The sequence below is a fragment of the Flavobacterium lindanitolerans genome (genome assembly GCF_002846575.1).
GTDB lineage: Bacteria > Bacteroidota > Bacteroidia > Flavobacteriales > Flavobacteriaceae > Flavobacterium > Flavobacterium lindanitolerans.
This window is the reverse complement of the sequence record NZ_PJND01000007.1, coordinates 1,259,315-1,277,200: the sequence shown is the minus strand read 5'-3', so window position 1 is coordinate 1,277,200 and position 17,886 is coordinate 1,259,315. Positions and strand designations below refer to the sequence as shown.

Annotated in this window: 14 protein-coding genes; 6 read left to right on the top strand and 8 right to left on the bottom strand. The window is 38.2% G+C overall.

The features are described from left to right. The first annotated feature begins 5 nt into the window (after positions 1–5). From B0G92_RS05620 to B0G92_RS05605, 4 genes are all read left to right on the top strand, one after another. Positions 6–3,095, top strand: coding sequence for an efflux RND transporter permease subunit (locus B0G92_RS05620; protein WP_101471372.1), 3,090 nt, complete (start codon positions 6–8; stop codon positions 3,093–3,095). Beyond that, entirely contained in the window at positions 3,082–4,416 is a 1,335-nt protein-coding gene (locus tag B0G92_RS05615; RefSeq protein WP_371417438.1) for a TolC family protein, read from the top strand. The genes B0G92_RS05620 and B0G92_RS05615 overlap by 14 nt, the downstream gene beginning before the upstream one ends. An 80-nt stretch (positions 4,417–4,496) precedes the next feature. Next, positions 4,497–4,979, top strand: coding sequence for a DUF1761 domain-containing protein (locus tag B0G92_RS05610; RefSeq protein ID WP_056068405.1), 483 nt, complete (start codon positions 4,497–4,499; stop codon positions 4,977–4,979). A gap of 64 nt (positions 4,980–5,043) precedes the next feature. Next, positions 5,044–6,192: an 8-amino-7-oxononanoate synthase gene (locus B0G92_RS05605; RefSeq protein ID WP_101471371.1), complete on the top strand. Its 1,149-nt coding sequence runs from the start codon at positions 5,044–5,046 to the stop codon at positions 6,190–6,192. Between the two features lie 338 nt (positions 6,193–6,530). Here B0G92_RS05605 and B0G92_RS05600 read toward each other — a convergent pair whose 3' ends face one another. Next, positions 6,531–7,406, bottom strand: coding sequence for a diacylglycerol/lipid kinase family protein (locus tag B0G92_RS05600; RefSeq protein ID WP_101471370.1), 876 nt, complete (start codon positions 7,404–7,406; stop codon positions 6,531–6,533). A gap of 61 nt (positions 7,407–7,467) precedes the next feature. Between B0G92_RS05600 and B0G92_RS05595 the strand changes: the two genes are divergently transcribed. Then, positions 7,468–8,457: an App1 family protein phosphatidate phosphatase gene (locus tag B0G92_RS05595; protein WP_101471369.1), complete on the top strand. Its 990-nt coding sequence runs from the start codon at positions 7,468–7,470 to the stop codon at positions 8,455–8,457. 30 nt (positions 8,458–8,487) lie between these two features. Here B0G92_RS05595 and B0G92_RS05590 read toward each other — a convergent pair whose 3' ends face one another. After that, positions 8,488–10,392: an ABC-F family ATP-binding cassette domain-containing protein gene (locus B0G92_RS05590; RefSeq protein ID WP_101471368.1), complete on the bottom strand. Its 1,905-nt coding sequence runs from the start codon at positions 10,390–10,392 to the stop codon at positions 8,488–8,490. 71 nt (positions 10,393–10,463) lie between these two features. On the opposite strand from B0G92_RS05590, the gene B0G92_RS05585 reads away from it, so the two are divergent. After that, positions 10,464–10,847: a DUF983 domain-containing protein gene (locus B0G92_RS05585; protein ID WP_101471367.1), complete on the top strand. Its 384-nt coding sequence runs from the start codon at positions 10,464–10,466 to the stop codon at positions 10,845–10,847. Position 10,848: 1 nt separating this feature from the next. On the opposite strand, the gene B0G92_RS05580 is transcribed toward B0G92_RS05585, so the two are convergent. From B0G92_RS05580 to B0G92_RS05555, 6 genes are all read right to left on the bottom strand, one after another. Continuing rightward, positions 10,849–11,898 carry an NAD(P)/FAD-dependent oxidoreductase gene (locus B0G92_RS05580; RefSeq protein WP_101471366.1) on the bottom strand — a complete coding sequence of 350 codons (1,050 nt, stop codon included), beginning with the start codon at positions 11,896–11,898 and terminating at the stop codon, positions 10,849–10,851. Positions 11,899–11,965: 67 nt separating this feature from the next. Then, complete coding sequence (gene porN / locus B0G92_RS05575) at positions 11,966–12,853, bottom strand: type IX secretion system ring subunit PorN/GldN (RefSeq protein WP_056068394.1); 888 nt, start codon at positions 12,851–12,853, stop codon at positions 11,966–11,968. Positions 12,854–12,903: 50 nt separating this feature from the next. Then, positions 12,904–14,448: a type IX secretion system motor protein PorM/GldM gene (gene porM, locus B0G92_RS05570; protein WP_101471365.1), complete on the bottom strand. Its 1,545-nt coding sequence runs from the start codon at positions 14,446–14,448 to the stop codon at positions 12,904–12,906. 56 nt (positions 14,449–14,504) lie between these two features. Then, complete coding sequence (gene porL, locus B0G92_RS05565) at positions 14,505–15,152, bottom strand: type IX secretion system motor protein PorL/GldL (RefSeq protein WP_056068390.1); 648 nt, start codon at positions 15,150–15,152, stop codon at positions 14,505–14,507. 62 nt (positions 15,153–15,214) lie between these two features. After that, positions 15,215–16,585 (bottom strand): T9SS ring complex lipoprotein PorK/GldK, encoded by a 1,371-nt coding sequence (porK, locus tag B0G92_RS05560; protein ID WP_101471364.1) that lies wholly within the window; start codon positions 16,583–16,585, stop codon positions 15,215–15,217. 146 nt (positions 16,586–16,731) lie between these two features. Next, positions 16,732–17,883 (bottom strand): formimidoylglutamase, encoded by a 1,152-nt coding sequence (locus tag B0G92_RS05555; RefSeq protein ID WP_101471363.1) that lies wholly within the window; start codon positions 17,881–17,883, stop codon positions 16,732–16,734. Positions 17,884–17,886 lie beyond the last annotated feature (3 nt).

The following is a 17,886-nucleotide window of genomic DNA, read 5'->3' as shown; positions in this document are numbered from 1 at the left end:
CCCAAATGAGTTTATCTACCACGAGTATAAAAAGACCGGTTCTGACGATTGTCTTGAATCTCATGCTGATTCTTTTTGGAATTATTGGCTATACTTATCTGGGCGTACGTGAATTTCCCTCTATCGATCCGGCACAAATTTCCGTAAGAACGAGCTATACCGGAGCAAATGCCGATATTATCGAATCTCAGATTACCGAGCCTTTGGAAAAGGCCATCAATTCGATAGACGGTATCCGAAATATTACCTCCTCAAGTAATCAGGGAAGCAGCAACATTACGATCGAGTTCAACCTGGATAAAAATTTAGAAGAAGCCGCCAATGATGTGCGCGACAAAGTATCACAGGCCGTAAGAAGTCTTCCGCAGGATATTGATGCTCCTCCGGTAGTTTCAAAAGCCGATGCCGATTCCGAACCTATTATCACGATGACCGTACAGAGTGACAATAAGAATGTTCTGGAACTTTCGGATTATGCGGATAATGTCATCGCGCAGCGTCTGCAAACTATTCCGGGTGTCAGCAGCGTACAAATCTGGGGACAGCGAAAATACGCGATGCGCTTATGGATGGATCCGATCAAAATGGCCTCTTATGGCGTAACTGTTTCCGACGTAAGGTCAGCCCTGGCGAGCCAGAATGTAGAATTGCCATCCGGAAAATTGACCGGAGCCAATACAGAACTGACTGTCAAAACCGTAGGAAACCTTTCCACGGAAGAAGAATTCAATAACATTATCATCCTGGCACAAGGCGAAAAAATAGTCCGCTTTAGCGACATTGGTAATGCCGCTCTTGAAGCCGAAAACCTGGAAACCAAATTAAGCGATTCCGGACAGGAAATGGTCGGGATGGCAATTATTCCGCAACCCGGAACCAACTATCTGGACATTGCAAAAGCCTTTTACATTCAATACGACCAGCTAAAAAGAGACCTCCCTAAAGATTTCAAGTTAAACATAGCCATTGACAATACCGTATTTGTAAAAAAAGCAGTTGTAGAAGTAGCAGAAACTTTATTAGTAGCCATTGTACTGGTAGTACTGATTATTTACCTGTTTTTCAGAAACTGGGCCATCGCATTCCGTCCGCTGATTGATATTCCGGTTTCCCTGATTGCTACTTTTTTCATTATGTGGCTTTTCGGATTTTCCGTAAATGTACTTACGCTTCTGGCAATCGTACTCGCTACGGGTCTGGTCGTGGATGACGGTATCGTAGTTACTGAAAATATTTTCAAGAAAGTCGAAGAAGGAATGACACCCATTGAAGCGGCTATCAAAGGATCCAATGAGATTTTCTTTGCCGTTATCTCCATTTCGATTACCCTTGCCGCTGTATTCCTACCCGTAATATTCCTTGAAGGTTTCGTAGGAAGGCTCTTCCGGGAATTTGGTGTGGTGATTGGTGCGGCCGTTTTAATTTCTGCTTTTGTATCCCTGACCCTGACTCCAATGCTGAATGCCTATCTTATGAAAGGCGGTGAACAGAAAAGGTCTAAATTCTATGAATGGAGTGAGCCTTACTTTTTAAAAATGAACTCGGGTTATGCCGATGCGCTGGGTCGATTCATGAAGCGTAAATGGTTGAGCTTCCCTATCCTTATTATTTGTATCGGATTGATTGCTTTATTTTTCAGCACGCTGCAAAAAGAAACAGCTCCTTATGATGACAGAAGTTTTATTGGTGTAAACGTAACGGCACCAGAAGGAGCATCGTATGATTATATGGACCGTTTTATGACCGAACTGTCAGACTTAATCAACGATTCAATCCCTGAGAAAAAAGTGAGTTTGATTATTACTTCCCCGGGATTTGGTTCTGCATCAGTAAACAGCGGACGTGCCAGGATTGCTTTGGTAGAACCTGGCGAAAGAGAACGTTCGCAAAAAGAAATTGCAGAAGATCTTACCAAATGGACAAAAAAATATGCCGAGGCTAAGGTTTCCGTATCAGAACAGCCTACTATTTCCGTAAACCGACGTGGTGGACTTCCGATACAATATATTATTCAGGCGCAGAACTTTGAAAAACTAAGGGAAAAGATTCCTCAATTTATGGATGAGGCCGCACAGGACCCTACTTTTTCGATTACCGATGTCAACCTGAAATTCAACAAGCCTGAAATTTATGTGACTATCGACAGGGAAAAGGCACAGAGTCTTGGCGTTTCCGTAATTGATATTGCCCAAACATTACAGCTTTCTTTGAGCGGACAACGTTTTGGCTATTACATGATGAATGGCAAACAATATCAGGTTATGGGACAATTCGACAAAAAAGACCGCGAAGCGCCTATCGACCTTACTTCTATTTTCGTAAAAAATGCAGCAGGAGAGCTAATTCAATTGGACAACCTTGTTACTATTGAAGAAGAAAGCAGCCCGCCGCAATTGTACCATAACAACCGTTATATGTCTGCTACGGTTTCTGCCGGGCTTGCTCCCGGAAAAAGTATCAGCGACGGTATCGATGCGATGGAACGCATCAAAGAAAAAGTCCTTGATGAAACTTTTACAACCGACCTTGGAGGTGAATCCCGTGATTTCGTAGAAAGTAATTCCAATACTGCTTTTGCCTTTGGGTTGGCATTATTGCTTATTTACCTGATTTTGGCAGCGCAGTTTGAAAGTTTTATTGACCCGTTTATCATCATCCTGACAGTTCCGATGGCAGTTGCAGGAGCCTTATTCTCGCTTTGGCTGTTTGGCCAGACCTGGAACATTTTCAGCCAGATTGGAACCATTATGCTTATTGGACTGGTGACGAAGAATGGAATCCTGATTGTAGAATTTGCCAACCAACTCCGGGAACAGGGCAAACACAAAATGGAAGCCATTATGGAAGCCGCAGAATCGCGTCTGCGTCCTATTCTGATGACCAGTTTGGCCATTGCTTTAGGAGCGCTTCCAATCGCATTGTCTTTGGGAGCAGCCTCAACCAGCCGTATTGGTATGGGAGTTGTTATTGTGGGCGGAACCTTATTCTCGTTGATACTGACATTATTTGTAATTCCTGCTATCTATTTTATGTGGTCCAGAGAAAAGAAACACAGGCCAGAATTTGACAACATAAAAGAATATGAAAAAGAATAATCGCATGACTTCTAAACTATTTTTTCAGATTGTTTTCTTTTTTGCCATTTCACTGGCAGCAAGAGCCCAAGAAATCTTAACGGTCGAAGATGCGGTAAAGATTGCGTTGGAAAACAATTACGAAATAAAAATTGCCAGCAATGAGCTAAAAATCGACCAGCAGAATGTTAGCCTTGCCAATGCAGGCGTATTACCACAGCTGAATGCCAATGTAACAGACAACAACAGCATCCAGAATACCACACAAACACAATCCGACGGTTCAGAGCGCAAACTTAACAACGCCAGAAATATGAACCTTAATTATGGGGTTGCCTTAAACTGGACTATTTTTGACGGTATGGGGATGTTTGCGCGTTATGACCGGTTGAAAGAATTAGAAAAATTAGGCGATGCTGAGCTCAAGCTTGCCATCTTTACAAAGGTTTCTGATGTTATCACGACTTACTATGACCTTGTACAGCAGCAGCAGCAACTGAAAGCGCTTGATACGGCAATTGTAATTTCCAACCTGAGAGTCACTACAGCCGACAATCGTTATAAAATTGGAAAAGCCTCGAAATTAGAAGTATTGAACGCACAGGTTGACCTCAATACGGATACTACTGCCCTGCTCCGACAAAAAGAACTGTATGCCAATACTAAAATTTTCCTGAACGAAATTTTAGGCAGGGATGTAAAAACAGAATTTGTTGTTGCCGACGAAATCGCCATTGATGGAACACTTTTGCTTCCGGAACTGATGGCATTGGCAGAAAAACAAAATCCGCAATTGCAGGCACAGATTATCAATAAACGGATTAGCGAATTACAGCTCAAACAAGTCAAGGCAAGCCGTTATCCTACTGTAAACATTACATCGGGTTATAATTTTTCACGTACGGAAGCTTCACTTGGCTTTATCACCCAGTCTTCAGGACAAGGATTTACGTATGGCTTTAATGCTTCCATGAATATTTTTAATGGAGGACTTCAAAACAGAAACGAAAAGGCGGCCAAACTTCAGGTAGAAAATTCCAAGATTGTTATCGAGCAGCAATTACAAACTTTACGTTCGCAGTTGTCGTCTGCTTACCAGACCTACCTGACCAATCTGGAACTGACCAAGCTTGAAGCCAAAAACGAAGAAATTGCGAAAGAAAATCTTGATATTACTTTGGCAAAGTTTAAAATCGGAACGATTGCACCTTTGGAATTCCGTGAAGCACAACTTAATTATGTTAATGCAAAAGTCCGAAACAGCAATGCACAATATGCCGCTAAAGTATCCGAAATTAACCTAAAAGAATTGGCAGGAAATTTATCACTTTCTCAAAATTAAGCCTTTCAATTAAACTATTCTCAGTTTAATGTTAATTCATTTACTTATCTTTGAATAACAAACACTTAAACAAATCAATCATGGAAGTAAATTTTTTAGCATTGCTCGTTGCGGCATTATCGACGCTGGTTGTCGGTTTTATATGGTATAACCCAAAAGTTTTCGGAACCGCCTGGATGAACTCGGCCGGACTTACGGAAGAAAAATTAAAAGGTGCCAACATGGCTAAAATTTTTGGTCTTAGCATTGTATTTGCCTTTTTAATGGCTTTTATTTTGCAATTTCTCGTCATACATCAATGGGGAGCTTTAGCGGCAACCGGCGGAGACCCTGACCAGGCTGGCCCTGCTTATCAGGCATTCATGGCAGAACACGGAACCAAATTCCGAACATTTAAACACGGCGCTTTGCACGGTTTTATGACCGGACTATTTTTTACATTTCCACTAATTGCCATCAACGCGATGTTTGAAAGAAAAAGCTGGAAATTTATCTTTATCAATTCCGGCTATTGGATCGTGAACCTGACTATCATGGGCGGAATTATTTGTGCCTGGATGTAAACATATAGTATTCTAAAGTCTCGTCCTGATTACTATCAGGACAAGATTTATTATTTTTTAGCAATTGGAAACTACTTTAAGCTTCAAGCTTTTTACTGCAACTTCCGAGCTTCCCGAAAATTGGGACAGCCTTACAACTGCTAACATCTTTCTTTCAAAATCCTATTTAAAAATACTCGAAACGGCTGCTCCGGATAATATGTCCTGCCATTTTATTGGTCTCTTTCGGGAAGAAAAGCTGGTTGGGATTGCGCTATCCCAATTTTTAGATCTGAGTAGGGTAAATTCTTACGGTGAAAGAGACAATTGCGCAAAAACTTCTATACGAAAATTTATATTCAAGAATTTTAGCTCTAAAGTTCTGATTATAGGTAACAACATGCTTACAGGCCAGAATGCTTATGAATTTGATTCCGGCCTGCCTTATTCTGATGGTTTGGTATTGTTGAAAAAGGCAGCAATCGAAATTGAAAAAAAATTACGGAAGAAAGGAACCAATACCCATATCACAGTATTCAAAGATTTTAAAAAAGAAGACCTCCATTACTTCAGGCTACGTGAATTTGATGAGTTTTATCAGTTCAGTACACAACCAAATATGGTCTTTACTATTCGGGATAACTGGAAAAATGAGGCTGATTATATAAACGCCCTAAATAAAAAGTACCGTGACCAGTACAAAAGGGCACGAAAAAAATCAGAAGGCCTGACCAAAAATAAACTTTCTTTGGAAGAGATTCAAAAACAGGAAAAAACGATTTATGATTTGTATTATTGTGTGGCTAAAAATGCTCCGTTTAATACTTTTTACCTTCCTGAAAATCATTTCTCCAGCTTCAAGATGCATCTTAAGGATAACTTTCTGTTTTATGGGTATTTTGAAGGCGAAAAAATGATTGGTTTTAACACCCTTATTAAAAATGGCGGCGCTGTAGACACTTATTTTTTAGGCTATGATGACAACTGCCAAAAGGAAAAGATGCTCTATCTCAACATGCTTTATGACATGATTTGCTATTCTATAAATAAGGGATTCCGGCAGATTATTTTTGCGCGGACAGCATTGGAAATTAAAAGTTCTGTGGGTGCTGTTCCTGAAAAAATGTATGGGTTTATCAAACACCACAATTCTTTTATCAATCTTTTTATCTCCCGTATTTTTGGCTATTTAGAACCTGAACTGGCCTGGAAAGAACGAAATCCTTTTAAATAGTTATGGGAAAGTTGATAACCCAATAAAAATACAATCTTGCACCTCAGAACTTTAGTGCATTTTATTTTTGGAACGCGGATTTTTCACGGATTTAAATAATTACGCGGATTTAAGAAGCATTAAAATCAGCGCCTTAGAACCTTAGTGCATTTTATTTTTTGGAACACGGATTTTCATGGATTAAATAATTACGCGGATTTAAGAAGCCTTAAACTTAGTGCCTTAGAACCTTAGCGCCTTTTATTTTTTGAAACGCGGATTTTCACGGATTTAAATAATTACGCGGATTTAAGAAGCCTAAAACTTAGCACCTTAGAACCTTAATATCTTAGCCTCTCTCAAGGAACCGCCACCCGCATCTGATTAGGAAGAATTTCTACCTCTAAACGGGTCACTTCATCACAATATTCGCCATCTATTTGAAAACTTACCGGTGAATTCGTTGTGACAACTGCCTTATCTGTGGATATGATTTCAACGTCATCATTTTCAACAGGCATATTTCCAGACAGTATTTTACTGAAAACGATCAGGTCAAGGTTTTTGAGAATTACTATTTCAAATTTGCCATCGTTCATCACGCCATTCGGATTAATCGCAACACCGGTACCATATTTTTGGGAATTGGCCACAACTACCATTCTGGCTTCTGTTTCGATACGTCCGAGATGTGTTTCTATAACGGCATGAAAAGGAGGCTTGAGTCCGGCAAGCGTATTAAAAGCCTGTAAAGCATATCCCAATTTGCCACGGATACTGCTGTTTTCATAATTCTTTATCAGTTCAGCGTTAATACCTATGTCGCTCAGATGGAGACTTTTTTTCCCGTTGATGGAAATCATATCCATTTCCATATAATTGTTATTGAACGCAATTTCCAGATTCTCTTCCAGACTATCCGGAAGGTTGAGGTCTACAGAAAGTCCGTTAGCAGAACCTGCAGGCAGTATTCCCAAAATTACATCATGATTTTCTACAGCTTCTGCCACCATCTTAATAGTGCCATCACCGCCAGCAATTATTATTCTTTCCGCCTTATTTTTCTCCTGAAGTTTTTGGATTTCAGACTCATCGTTTTTTCCCGTTGTTTCATAAACAACCAAATGTATGTCCTGTTTAGCTGCATATTCTTTTGCTTCACCAATAATTTCTGCCTTATCAATATCACCGGATATCGGGTTAACTACCAGAATATAATTCTTTTGCGTGCTCATGGCTTGTGTATGCTATATTTTTTTGTAATTTGTTATATCGTAATATAAATATAAAACATTTATGAAGCCAATCCTAAAGTTATATCGAGGTTATGCAAATGATCAGGAATTAATTGTGATGGGGCATATTTTCAGACCAACTACTAAAGAAGATTACGATTTTCAAAAGAAAAATTTCAAGAATGCCAAATCGGTGATCCGCATGTTCCGAATCAAAACGCAAAAAAATGCTTCGATTTATCTGGAACACCAGGGCATGAAAATCCACACGAAAAGCCTGGATGATGGCTATTTCAAATTTTGCATCCCGTTGTCAAGGGATCTGGCTTATGGCTGGAACGAATATAAAGTCAGCACTTACCATAATAGTAAAGAAATTTCGAGCAAAGGCAGCTATATACGCCCTCATGAGGGCAACTGGGGATTCATATCGGATATTGATGATACCTTTTTGGTTTCCCATACCCGAAATCCTTTCAAAAAACTGTACATACTTCTTTTCAGGAACGTCAATGACCGAAAAATATTTGAAGATGTTGTACCCCATTATCAGGCTTTGAGTTCTGCCGGCAGAAACAGTGATGCGGAGAAAAATGCTTTTTTTTATGTTTCCAGCAGCGAATGGAACCTCTACAGATTCATTACCCAATTCACGGAACTACACGGTCTCCCTAAAGCTGTATTGCTTTTAAAAGACATCAAAACCAGCCTTACTGATTTTTTTCTTACCGGCAGGGGCAATCACGACCACAAATTCGAAAAAATCAAGCATATTCTGGAATTTTATCCCCATCTGAAATATGTATTGTTGGGAGACGATTCGCAACATGACCCGTTTTTATATGAAGATATCTGCAAGATTTTTCCGGTTACTGTCAAAGCGGTCTACATCAGGCAAACAGGCAAAAATAAAAAGAGCAAAGCCATTGAAGCTATGGCAAATATGGAAAGTATGGGAGTTGACACCTGTTATTTCAGGAACAGCAAGGAGGCGATTGAGCATTCAGAACGAATTGGTATTACATCACAGGATTTTCACGAAAAGCTATAAAAAAGCCGGAAACAAGTTCCGGCTGTATCTCTAGGTATTTTCAATTTCCATCTGAATCGCTTCCCATTCTTCCAAAAGATTATCCAGGTCTTTTTTCTTTTTATTATAGGCAATAAAAAAAGAAGCATCTTCTATATGTTTGTCATACTCGGACTCTAATAGCTTGTCGTCTTTCTGAATGTCAATTTCCAACTGTTTAATCTGGCTTTCCACCTTACTCAGTTTATTTTGAAGTGCTTTATTTTTTTTCTGTTCGTCATAAGACAACGACTTTTCTTTCGGGGTTTCTTTCTTAACGACATCTTTCTTTTCCACTTCACGCATATTTTCAAGATTGCGCTGCTCTAAGAAGAAATTAATGTCACCCAAATATTCCTTTATCTTCTGATTTTTGAACTCATACACTATATTTGACATTCCCTGAAGGAAATCCCTGTCGTGAGAAACCAACAGCAAAGTCCCATCATATTGCTGCAATGCTGCTTTCAATACATTTTTCGATTTGATGTCCAAGTGGTTTGTAGGTTCGTCCATCACAAGCACATTTATAGGCTGCAATAACAATTTGCAAAGCGCCAGACGGTTTCTTTCGCCCCCTGAGAGCACTTTTACCTTTTTTTCGACATCATCTCCCCTGAACAAAAAAGAACCCAGCATATCGCGTACTTTTGAACGATTGGTATCATTAGCGGCATCCTGCATGGTCTGAAGCAACGTTATCTCACCATCAAGATATTCTGCCTGGTTTTGGGCGAAATAACCCAACTGCACGTTGTGTCCTAATTTTATGGTACCCGTATAGTCAATCTCGTTAACTATAGCTTTGATAAAAGTTGACTTTCCTTGTCCGTTCTGACCCACAAAAGCAATCTTACTGCCTCTTTCGACCAACAGCGAAATATCTTTCAGAATCGTCTTGTCGCCATATTTTTTAGTTACATTTTCCGCTTCAACAACTACCTTCCCGGGAGTTACCGAAACCGGAAATGAAATATTCATAACGGAATTATCGTCTTCATCGACTTCAATCCTTTCAACCTTATCCAGTTTTTTTATGAGCGACTGCGCCATTGAGGCTTTTGAGGCTTTTGCCCTAAACTTCTCGATTAATTTTTCGGTTTCCTCAATTTTCTTGGCCTGATTTTTCTGAGTAGCTAATTGCTTCTCACGGATTTCCTGTCGCAATTGCAAATATTGCGTATAAGGTTTATTAAAATCATAGGCTTTGCCTAGTGAAATTTCAATGGTTCTGTTTGTTACGTTATCCAAAAACATCTTATCGTGCGAAACAATGACTACAACACCGGGGAAATTACGCAAAAAACTCTCCAACCAAATAATCGATTCAATATCCAGGTGGTTCGTAGGCTCATCCAGTAACAATATGTCATTAGACTGCAAAAGCAATTTCGCCAGTTCGATACGCATTCTCCAACCTCCGGAAAAGGTTTCAGTCTGGTTATTAAAATCTTCTCTTTTAAAACCCAGTCCTAATAAAATCTTTTCTGTATCGCCTACATAATTATATCCGCCCAACAAATCAAAACGATGCGTATAGTCAGACAAATCTTCAATAATCTGGCTGTACTCTTCACTTTCGTAATCGGTTCGCTCGACCAGCTGCTTATTGATTTCTTCGAGCTTTTTTTCAACGATCTTTATTTCTGTAAATGCTTCATAGGCTTCTTCCAAAACCGTCCTTCCTTGTTCGAAGTCGATATCCTGACGAAGAAATCCTATTTTGACTTCCTTTTCAGTAGCTATGCTTCCCGTATCCGGAGCAATATCACGCGCCAGGATTTTCAGCATAGTAGATTTTCCAGCACCGTTTTTACCAACAAGACCTACCCTGTCACCGGCTCCCAATCTGAATGTAATTTCTTCAAAAAGATAAGTACCACCGAAAGAAACTGACAAATTATGTATATTAAGCATTTATTATATTTTTTTTGTAATTGTATGTGTAAATTTGTAATGCCAAATACGGCAATCAAAATTTTTTGCAAATGTTAAAAAAAGGATCCAAATTATATAGTATTTTAACAGGAACTTGTCCTAAATGCCAGAAAGAGAACATGTATGTGGACAGAAACCCCTATAATCTGCCTGCCGTTTTCAAAATGCATGAAAAATGCAGCCATTGTGGTCAAAAATACAAGATAGAGCCTTCCTTTTTTTATGGGGCAATGTATGTGAGCTATGCTGTAGGAATTGCTTTTGGAGTAGCTGCTTTTGTTATCTCTTACTTATTTTTGGGCACTAACCTTAAAGTTGCATTTGTTGCCATTATAGCCACACTCATTATTTTTATGCCAATTATTATGAGGGTATCCCGAAATATCTGGATCAATATGTTTGTGGATTACGATAAGGACTGGGATAAAAAATAAGTTACCATTTTACTTTTTTGAATCGCAGGATATCTGCAGAATTGTCTATCGATTTTCCAAATTCAATACTTTCAAATAATTGTTTTGCCATATCAGGCCCAATCATAACGCCCCTTGTGCCAAGCCCGTTCAGTAAGTGAAGGTTTGGATATTTTGGATGTGTTCCTACCAACGGCCTTCTGTCTGCCACTGTAGGCCTTATTCCGGCCAGATGTTCCACAATTTCAAAATCGCATTGCAGAATTTCCTTGCTGTTCTCTAAAAGCTGTTTTTTGGCTTCATTGGTCGGCTCATTGGTTTTGTCTGCCCAATTGTATGTTGCTCCTACTTTATACAAATCATTACCCAAAGGCAGCACAAATACCGATGCTTTGATTATGGCATCCAGGTCTAAATTTTTAGCTTTAATAATCAGCAATTCACCTTTTGTCCCCTTTAAAGGTAAGTGTCCAAAATAAGGATTGGCTGTCATTCCATAACCTTCGGCAAAAACAATATTTCTGGCCACAATATCCTTATATTGAATATAGCCTTCTTTAAATTCTATAACCGAATAATCAAAAGTATCTTCACTTAGCAGATTATTTTCTTTCAGATAATTGCGATAGCTTGACAATAGTATCTCTGTATCGACATAGCCAGACTGCAAAACTTCACCAAAATTAAATGGCGAATCAATTGCCTTATATTTTTTGGAAACCAATCTTGAAGAAAGAAAAGGCGCCAATCCAACCTTATCTGTTGCCAGAAACCAATCATTCTGTTCTTCTACAGAAAAGAATTTTCTGTAGACCGGAGTAGTGAAATTAAATCGGGTATTCAGCTTTTTTTCCAGATTTCCATAAAAAACCTGAAGCAGGTCCAGTTGTTCCTGAGCCCTCCATACTCCGCTAAATCTTTTCAGAATAACCGGATTATACAATCCGCCTGCAACTTTAGAAGAACGTTGCGAATTATTCTCAAAAAACAAAATAGATTTATTGTGCTGTGAGGCTGTTTCGCCAAACGCAATTCCGGCCAATCCGCAACCGACAATTAAATAATCAACCATAATGCAAAAATAAAAAAACTCTTGCCTTTGAAAGGCAAGAGTTTTATTTGTATTGGAGAAATTTTTATTAATAATTCCACATATCCTGTTCGAAGTTGCGGATCTTATCTTTTACTCTTTCTGATTCTAACAATTGCATCTGTGCATTGTCTTTCATATATTCTTCAATCTTTCTGTCACCCATAACGTTTTCTTCCTGATAAATCACTCCATTAAAACGGCGCGAATTCAATAAGTGGTCAAATGTAATTGGAAGTGCAGAGTTTTTGTCGTTGAAAGCTTTTGCTTCATGAAGAACGTCACGTACTGCCGGGAAGTATACCCAAAACAATTCGATTGGATCTTCTTGCTCGGTTCCCATTGTATAAACGTCTGGAACTACAGGACAGATACCTTGCAAACGGTATTTCAATTCACCTTGACGCTTGTCAAAATACCAGTAACCTTTGATTTTGTAACCCATTACGTCAGCAGGCATAATATCTGTTTTAACGATATTATCTTCAGTAATTTTTTCACCTGCATTGTATTGCTCACGACCAGCATCTGTTGTATCAATTTTTGACAATGATGATTCAATGTCTTTAAGTGATTTCTTAGTCGTAAAATAGCTGTCGTCATATACTTCAGCGATTTTTCCTGACTTCATATTATCCACAAGAACTGCATACAATGATTTTCTGTCTGGCCCAAGGTTACCCTCAACCGGAAAATACATTGGAAAATTGATTCTCTCATCAAGATCAATAAATTCCCAAACCATTTTGCCCATCAATACGTCACGATCGTGAACATATCCATAAGGTAGTGGTTTATCATTATCGGACTTAAGCTGAGCTTCGGTTTTCTTTCCGATTTCTTGAGGAGTTTTCGCATTCAAAAGATTAGACTGTGCAAAAGACACACCAGAAACTAAGCTTAATGCTACTACTAATGAAAAATTTCTCCAATTCATTTTCTTATAATTTATAGTTTGCTAAGTTTAAAAACTCAAACTTTCAATAATTATTGTGTTATTTCGTAAGCAACAGGTGCTGTTTTAGGAAGCATGATTGAACTACCTTCCAATTTAGTCTTAATTTCAGAAATAATGACTACATCACCTCTACCCGCTTTTTGGATTGCAGCTTTCGCTCTTCCATCCATTTTGTTACCAGAAACAACAATTGTAGGTTGTCCAGGAACTTTAATGTTGAAACCAACTACATTCAATGTAACATCAAAATCAAAATCTTCAAGAATAGCATTAACTGTCTGAACTTCAAGGTTTGATTTAGGACCTTTAACAGTACCTGTTTCTCTTCCTCTCAAAGCACCTGTTGGCCCTGGAATATTCTTGATTCTGAATACTTTCTTAGAATTTACTGATGTACCATCAGGTAATTTACCTGAAACATTGATAACCAATTCACGTCCAGCTCCAGGACTCATATTATAAGCACCAGCTTTACCAGCTTTTGTTAGACCAGGAGCAGATGCTGTAACATTATTATCAGATATACCAGCAAACGAAATTGTCATTGGGTTAACAACACCACGGTAAACAACGTTCATTTTATCAGCAGAAATGGTAGCTTCGTTAGGTCTAGGAACTACAACATACGTACCTTTAAATGGTAAATTAATTTTCTTACCATCTTCAATAAAATTAAATGAACCTCCAATGTTTTGCTCTCCGATACCACCAGCAGTCAAATTAATTTTAGCCTGTCCTGTTGCATTATCTAAAACCGCACCTGTAACACTTTCAGGCTTAGTATTTTCGTCATAACGACCCAAAACCACTTTACCAGTAACTTTTTCACCTTGGAAGTAAGCATTTTTATCAAGAACAACAATCGCCTGATAGTTGCTATATGAAGCTGCTTGTACGGCTGCTTTTCCTAAAGCCGCACTGATTACATCAGATTCTGCTTTTTTAACATCACTTTGCCAAGCTGACAATTTAGCCAAAGAAGCGATTGCAGGGAAACCTTTAAAGTGGTAGTTCAAGAATTTATCTTTCAAACCATCTTTTGTAGTAACATCAGAAACATCAAATGATTTGTTTACCTGATTTAAGATAGCTGAGTATTTTTTCTCATTACCAAGTGCATTTTTCATCTCAGCCTTATAGGTTTCGATAGCACTCATAACTTCATTACCTCTTTTAGTGTATCCATCACCAATGAACCAACTGTTGTCAAGGTTATCACCTTTATCCATAGATTCGTATGGTAATTTACCATTCTCCTGCTCAACACCTTTAAGTGTTTCAGCTTTCAAAGTACCGATAAAATCGTAAAATTTCTTCGTTGCAGCCTGAACTTTATGAGCTGTTTGTGCAGCTACAGCAAATTCTCCTTTAGCTTCCGCAGCTTTAGTATCCAAAGCTTGCATCATTTGCTCATTAGTTAATTTTGCTGATTCGTTTGCTGCTTCGAATTTTTCATTCATTAGTCCAAAAGCAGATAAAACTTCTTTGGACATATTTAGTGCCAACATCGCGATGAAAACCAGATACATCAGGTTAATCATCTTCTGTCTAGGGGTTAATTTTCCTCCTGCCATTTTTTCTAATTAGTTTATTTTTATTTTGTTAATGAAAAAATATAGTCTTAAACTAATTATCCTTTGTTACTCATTGCAGAAAGCATACCACCGTAAACATTGTTCAATGAAGCGATGTTTGCAGTCATAGATTGCATTTGTTCTTTTAATTTAGCAGCGTTGTCAGCGATTTCTTTGTTAGCCTCAGCATTTCTGGAAGCACTTTCCAATTGTACTTTGTACAAGCTGTTTAATGACTCCATTTGAGCTGCAGCCATAGATAATTCTTCGCTGTATTTTTTAGTAGCAGCAATTCCGTCAGCAGCCGGAGAAATTCCTTTAGCAGCAGATTCGAAATTTTTGATGCTGTTTCCTAAACTAGCCATCAATTCACCATCAATTTTAGCTTCTTTCAATAGGTTATCTAATTTTTGAGACAATAGACCTTGAGCTTCAGTTGGGTTTTCTTTTTTAGCTTCTTTCTTTTTAGCTTCACCTCCTGCTAATTCAGGATATACAAGAGTCCAATCAATTTCGTTATCTACAGGCTCGAACGCAGACAAAGCAAAGATAATCGCTTCTGTTACAAGACCGATAGTTAACATTACGTTTCCTGTTAGTGGTCCTATTTCGAAGTGGATAATCTTAAATAATGCTCCTACGATTACAACTGCCGCTCCCATACCGTAAGCGAAATTCATTGCTTTTTTGCTTAAAATTGCCATAATAATAAATAGTTTTTAGTTAGTTAAGTAAATATAATAATTATAAAGTTGGTTAAATTTTCTTATTTAGGTGTGTTTCCCGTATTTTGAACACCCATGTAATCCTGTACGGTTCTGAAACCGATAAAGCTTCTTGCAGAATCAGCATATTCAAAGTCTCTTGTACTTACCTGCAAGAAATAAGCAACATCTTTCCAGGAACCTCCGCGTGTTACTTTACGCTCATTTTTAGCATCCGGCACGTTAGGGTTCATTGTAGATACATATTCGTAAGATGATGCATCATAAGAAGAGTTTGTCCACTCCGCTACGTTACCTGACATATTATAAAGGTTATAATCGTTAGGCTCGTATGACTTCGCTTCTACAGTATATAAAGCTCCGTCAGCAGCGTAGTCTCCACGGTTAGGCTTGAAGTTTGCCAGGAAACAACCTCTGTCGTTTTTAGCATAAGGACCACCCCAAGGGAAAGTTCCTGACTCAAGACCTCCTCTAGCAGCGTATTCCCACTCTGCTTCTGTTGGAAGACGGAAAGAGTTGATTTGGTTTCTTCCTTTTTTCTTCGCCTTGATGTATGCATTTTTGTATAATGTTCTCCAAGCACAGAAAGCTTTAGCCTGTTTCCATGTAACACCTACTACAGGATAATCATCATAAGCCTGGTGCCAGAAGTAATCATTATGCATTGGCTCATTATAAGAGTAAGCAAAGTCTTTAATCCATACTGTAGTATCAGGATAGATTTCGATTGGCTCCGTCTTTTTATAGAAATCTTTTCTTCCTTTTTTCTTAACCGCATCGTTTAGATTCGCTTCAGAGTAACGGAATTTCAATTTTGAAACATCAATAGTTCTTAATCCGTTGTATGATTCAGCAGCAGGCAAGTACATTGAATCCATAACCTCAACATAATATTCATCCGGATATTTCTGAGGGTCTGTAATCAATTTTACTTTTTTATTCAGCTTTCTTCCCGCATACGGATCATCTCCTGTACCAACACTATAGTAATTCTCATACATATATTTGTCATAAGGAGACATTGTAGCCGGATCTGTATCATCAAACGCAAACTCACCGATACCACCAGTTCCTTTGGTCTGACCTACTTCTTCAGCAAGAATAGCCAAACGCATTCTGATAGTTGAGTCTTTCACCCAATTCACAAATTGCTTGTACTCGCTATTCGTAATTTCTGTTTCATCCATATAAAAGGATCGAACGGTAACCGTTTTTGTCGGAGCGTCCTGTACGTTGGCTAAATCATCATCTGATTTACCCATAATAAAAGCACCACCTGGAACCAGAGTCATACCGTATGGTTTTTCTGGATGCCATTTTCTGCCTTTCACACCTACTAACTCCCCTTTATCGCTCGAACCACAGCTTGTCAATACTGATGCTAATGCTGCTAATGCAATGAACTTCTTCATATAAATTTGGGTTATGATATATTCTTATTTTTTAAGGGCGTAAACCTATTTATTATTTTTCTAAAAAACAATTTTTTTATTAAAAATCCTTAAATAAAGTATAACATTGACCTAAGGATGTGTTAAAAAAAATAGGAACGTGCCGTCTATACTATATTTTTCCTTTGTGCCTTCCACCATCTTTCCGGGATTTCGTTGGCACAAGCACCTAAATAATCTTCATAAGTGCAAGGTAATAACGTATTTCTTTTTAATTTATTATTAACATTTGAAATAAAAGGTATTTCTATCCACCAACGTTCTGTTTTGTGGCTTTTAAAAAATACCAGTTCCTCGTCTTCTAAAGGCACAATGTATTTTAAATAGTTATCCCGGCTTCCAAACGGATACTCGTTCGAACGATAATGATAACCTTCAATAAAATACCACACAATCTGGGCGATCAGAACTGCCTCCTGTTTTGAATTATTGTGATTAAAAATGCCAAAAATTGAAACTTTATCGCTGATTCCTGCATATCTTGATAAAGAACAGATTTCTTTCCCGTTAAATCCGTTGGGTGTAAAAGTAATAAAATTACCGGAATCAGAAGATTTCACACATGTTAAATCTACACTCACAATATCCGCATCTCTGAAAACCGGCTCGGCTATTGAGATATTATTGGAAACTTCACCCAAACGATAGGCATCAAAGAATAATTTTTCTATTAAATCAATCTCTTCCTGTGAGTTATAATAAGTTTGATAACCCAGGTTGCTGTAATTAAAAAGATTGTTAGGTTCTTCAACAATCATTTTAGTAAGGTAGGAATTTGCAGAAAGTGGTCTATCGGCTGCTCCAAAGTCAAATTTACTATCGATAGAGGCAACATTTACCATTTGTTCCAATTCATCAAAGGCTCTGTATAGCGGATAAGTCAAATCCTGTGAACCACCAATAACTATCGGAATGATTTTGTTTTTCAACAAATAGGCTATCACTTTTTTTAAGGCGAAATAGGTATCTTCTATATCATTACCTGCCAAAATATTTCCCAGGTCTGCAATTGATGCCTCCCAGTTTCCCGGAAATAATCCATATAGTTCCTTGCGGATATGCGACAGCTTTGTATTTTCAATTTCAATATGGGCACCTCTGTTTTCCTTCACTCCCACAATTGCGAGTCTGATTTTGCTTAAATCAGGAAAGTCTTCTCTGGTATGCAGTACTACCTTACTCCCTAAATTCTGGGAAGACAGTCCGTTAATAAACTCCAGTATCTCTTCATCTAAAGGAGTCAGAAAATCAAATTCCATATA

What these genes read in the sequence shown, in the direction of transcription:
- B0G92_RS05620 (WP_101471372.1), top strand. Translation starts at nt 6, where the DNA reads ATGAGTTTATCTACCACGAGTATAAAAAGACCGGTTCTGACGATTGTC.
- B0G92_RS05615 (WP_371417438.1), top strand. Translation starts at nt 3,082, where the DNA reads ATGAAAAAGAATAATCGCATGACTTCTAAACTATTTTTTCAGATTGTT.
- B0G92_RS05610 (WP_056068405.1), top strand. Translation starts at nt 4,497, where the DNA reads ATGGAAGTAAATTTTTTAGCATTGCTCGTTGCGGCATTATCGACGCTG.
- B0G92_RS05600 (WP_101471370.1), bottom strand. Translation starts at nt 7,406, where the DNA reads ATGAGCACGCAAAAGAATTATATTCTGGTAGTTAACCCGATATCCGGT.
- B0G92_RS05595 (WP_101471369.1), top strand. Translation starts at nt 7,468, where the DNA reads ATGAAGCCAATCCTAAAGTTATATCGAGGTTATGCAAATGATCAGGAA.
- B0G92_RS05590 (WP_101471368.1), bottom strand. Translation starts at nt 10,392, where the DNA reads ATGCTTAATATACATAATTTGTCAGTTTCTTTCGGTGGTACTTATCTT.
- B0G92_RS05585 (WP_101471367.1), top strand. Translation starts at nt 10,464, where the DNA reads ATGTTAAAAAAAGGATCCAAATTATATAGTATTTTAACAGGAACTTGT.
- B0G92_RS05580 (WP_101471366.1), bottom strand. Translation starts at nt 11,898, where the DNA reads ATGGTTGATTATTTAATTGTCGGTTGCGGATTGGCCGGAATTGCGTTT.
- porN (WP_056068394.1), bottom strand. Translation starts at nt 12,853, where the DNA reads ATGAATTGGAGAAATTTTTCATTAGTAGTAGCATTAAGCTTAGTTTCT.
- porM (WP_101471365.1), bottom strand. Translation starts at nt 14,448, where the DNA reads ATGGCAGGAGGAAAATTAACCCCTAGACAGAAGATGATTAACCTGATG.
- porL (WP_056068390.1), bottom strand. Translation starts at nt 15,152, where the DNA reads ATGGCAATTTTAAGCAAAAAAGCAATGAATTTCGCTTACGGTATGGGA.
- porK (WP_101471364.1), bottom strand. Translation starts at nt 16,585, where the DNA reads ATGAAGAAGTTCATTGCATTAGCAGCATTAGCATCAGTATTGACAAGC.
- B0G92_RS05555 (WP_101471363.1), bottom strand. Translation starts at nt 17,883, where the DNA reads ATGGAATTTGATTTTCTGACTCCTTTAGATGAAGAGATACTGGAGTTT.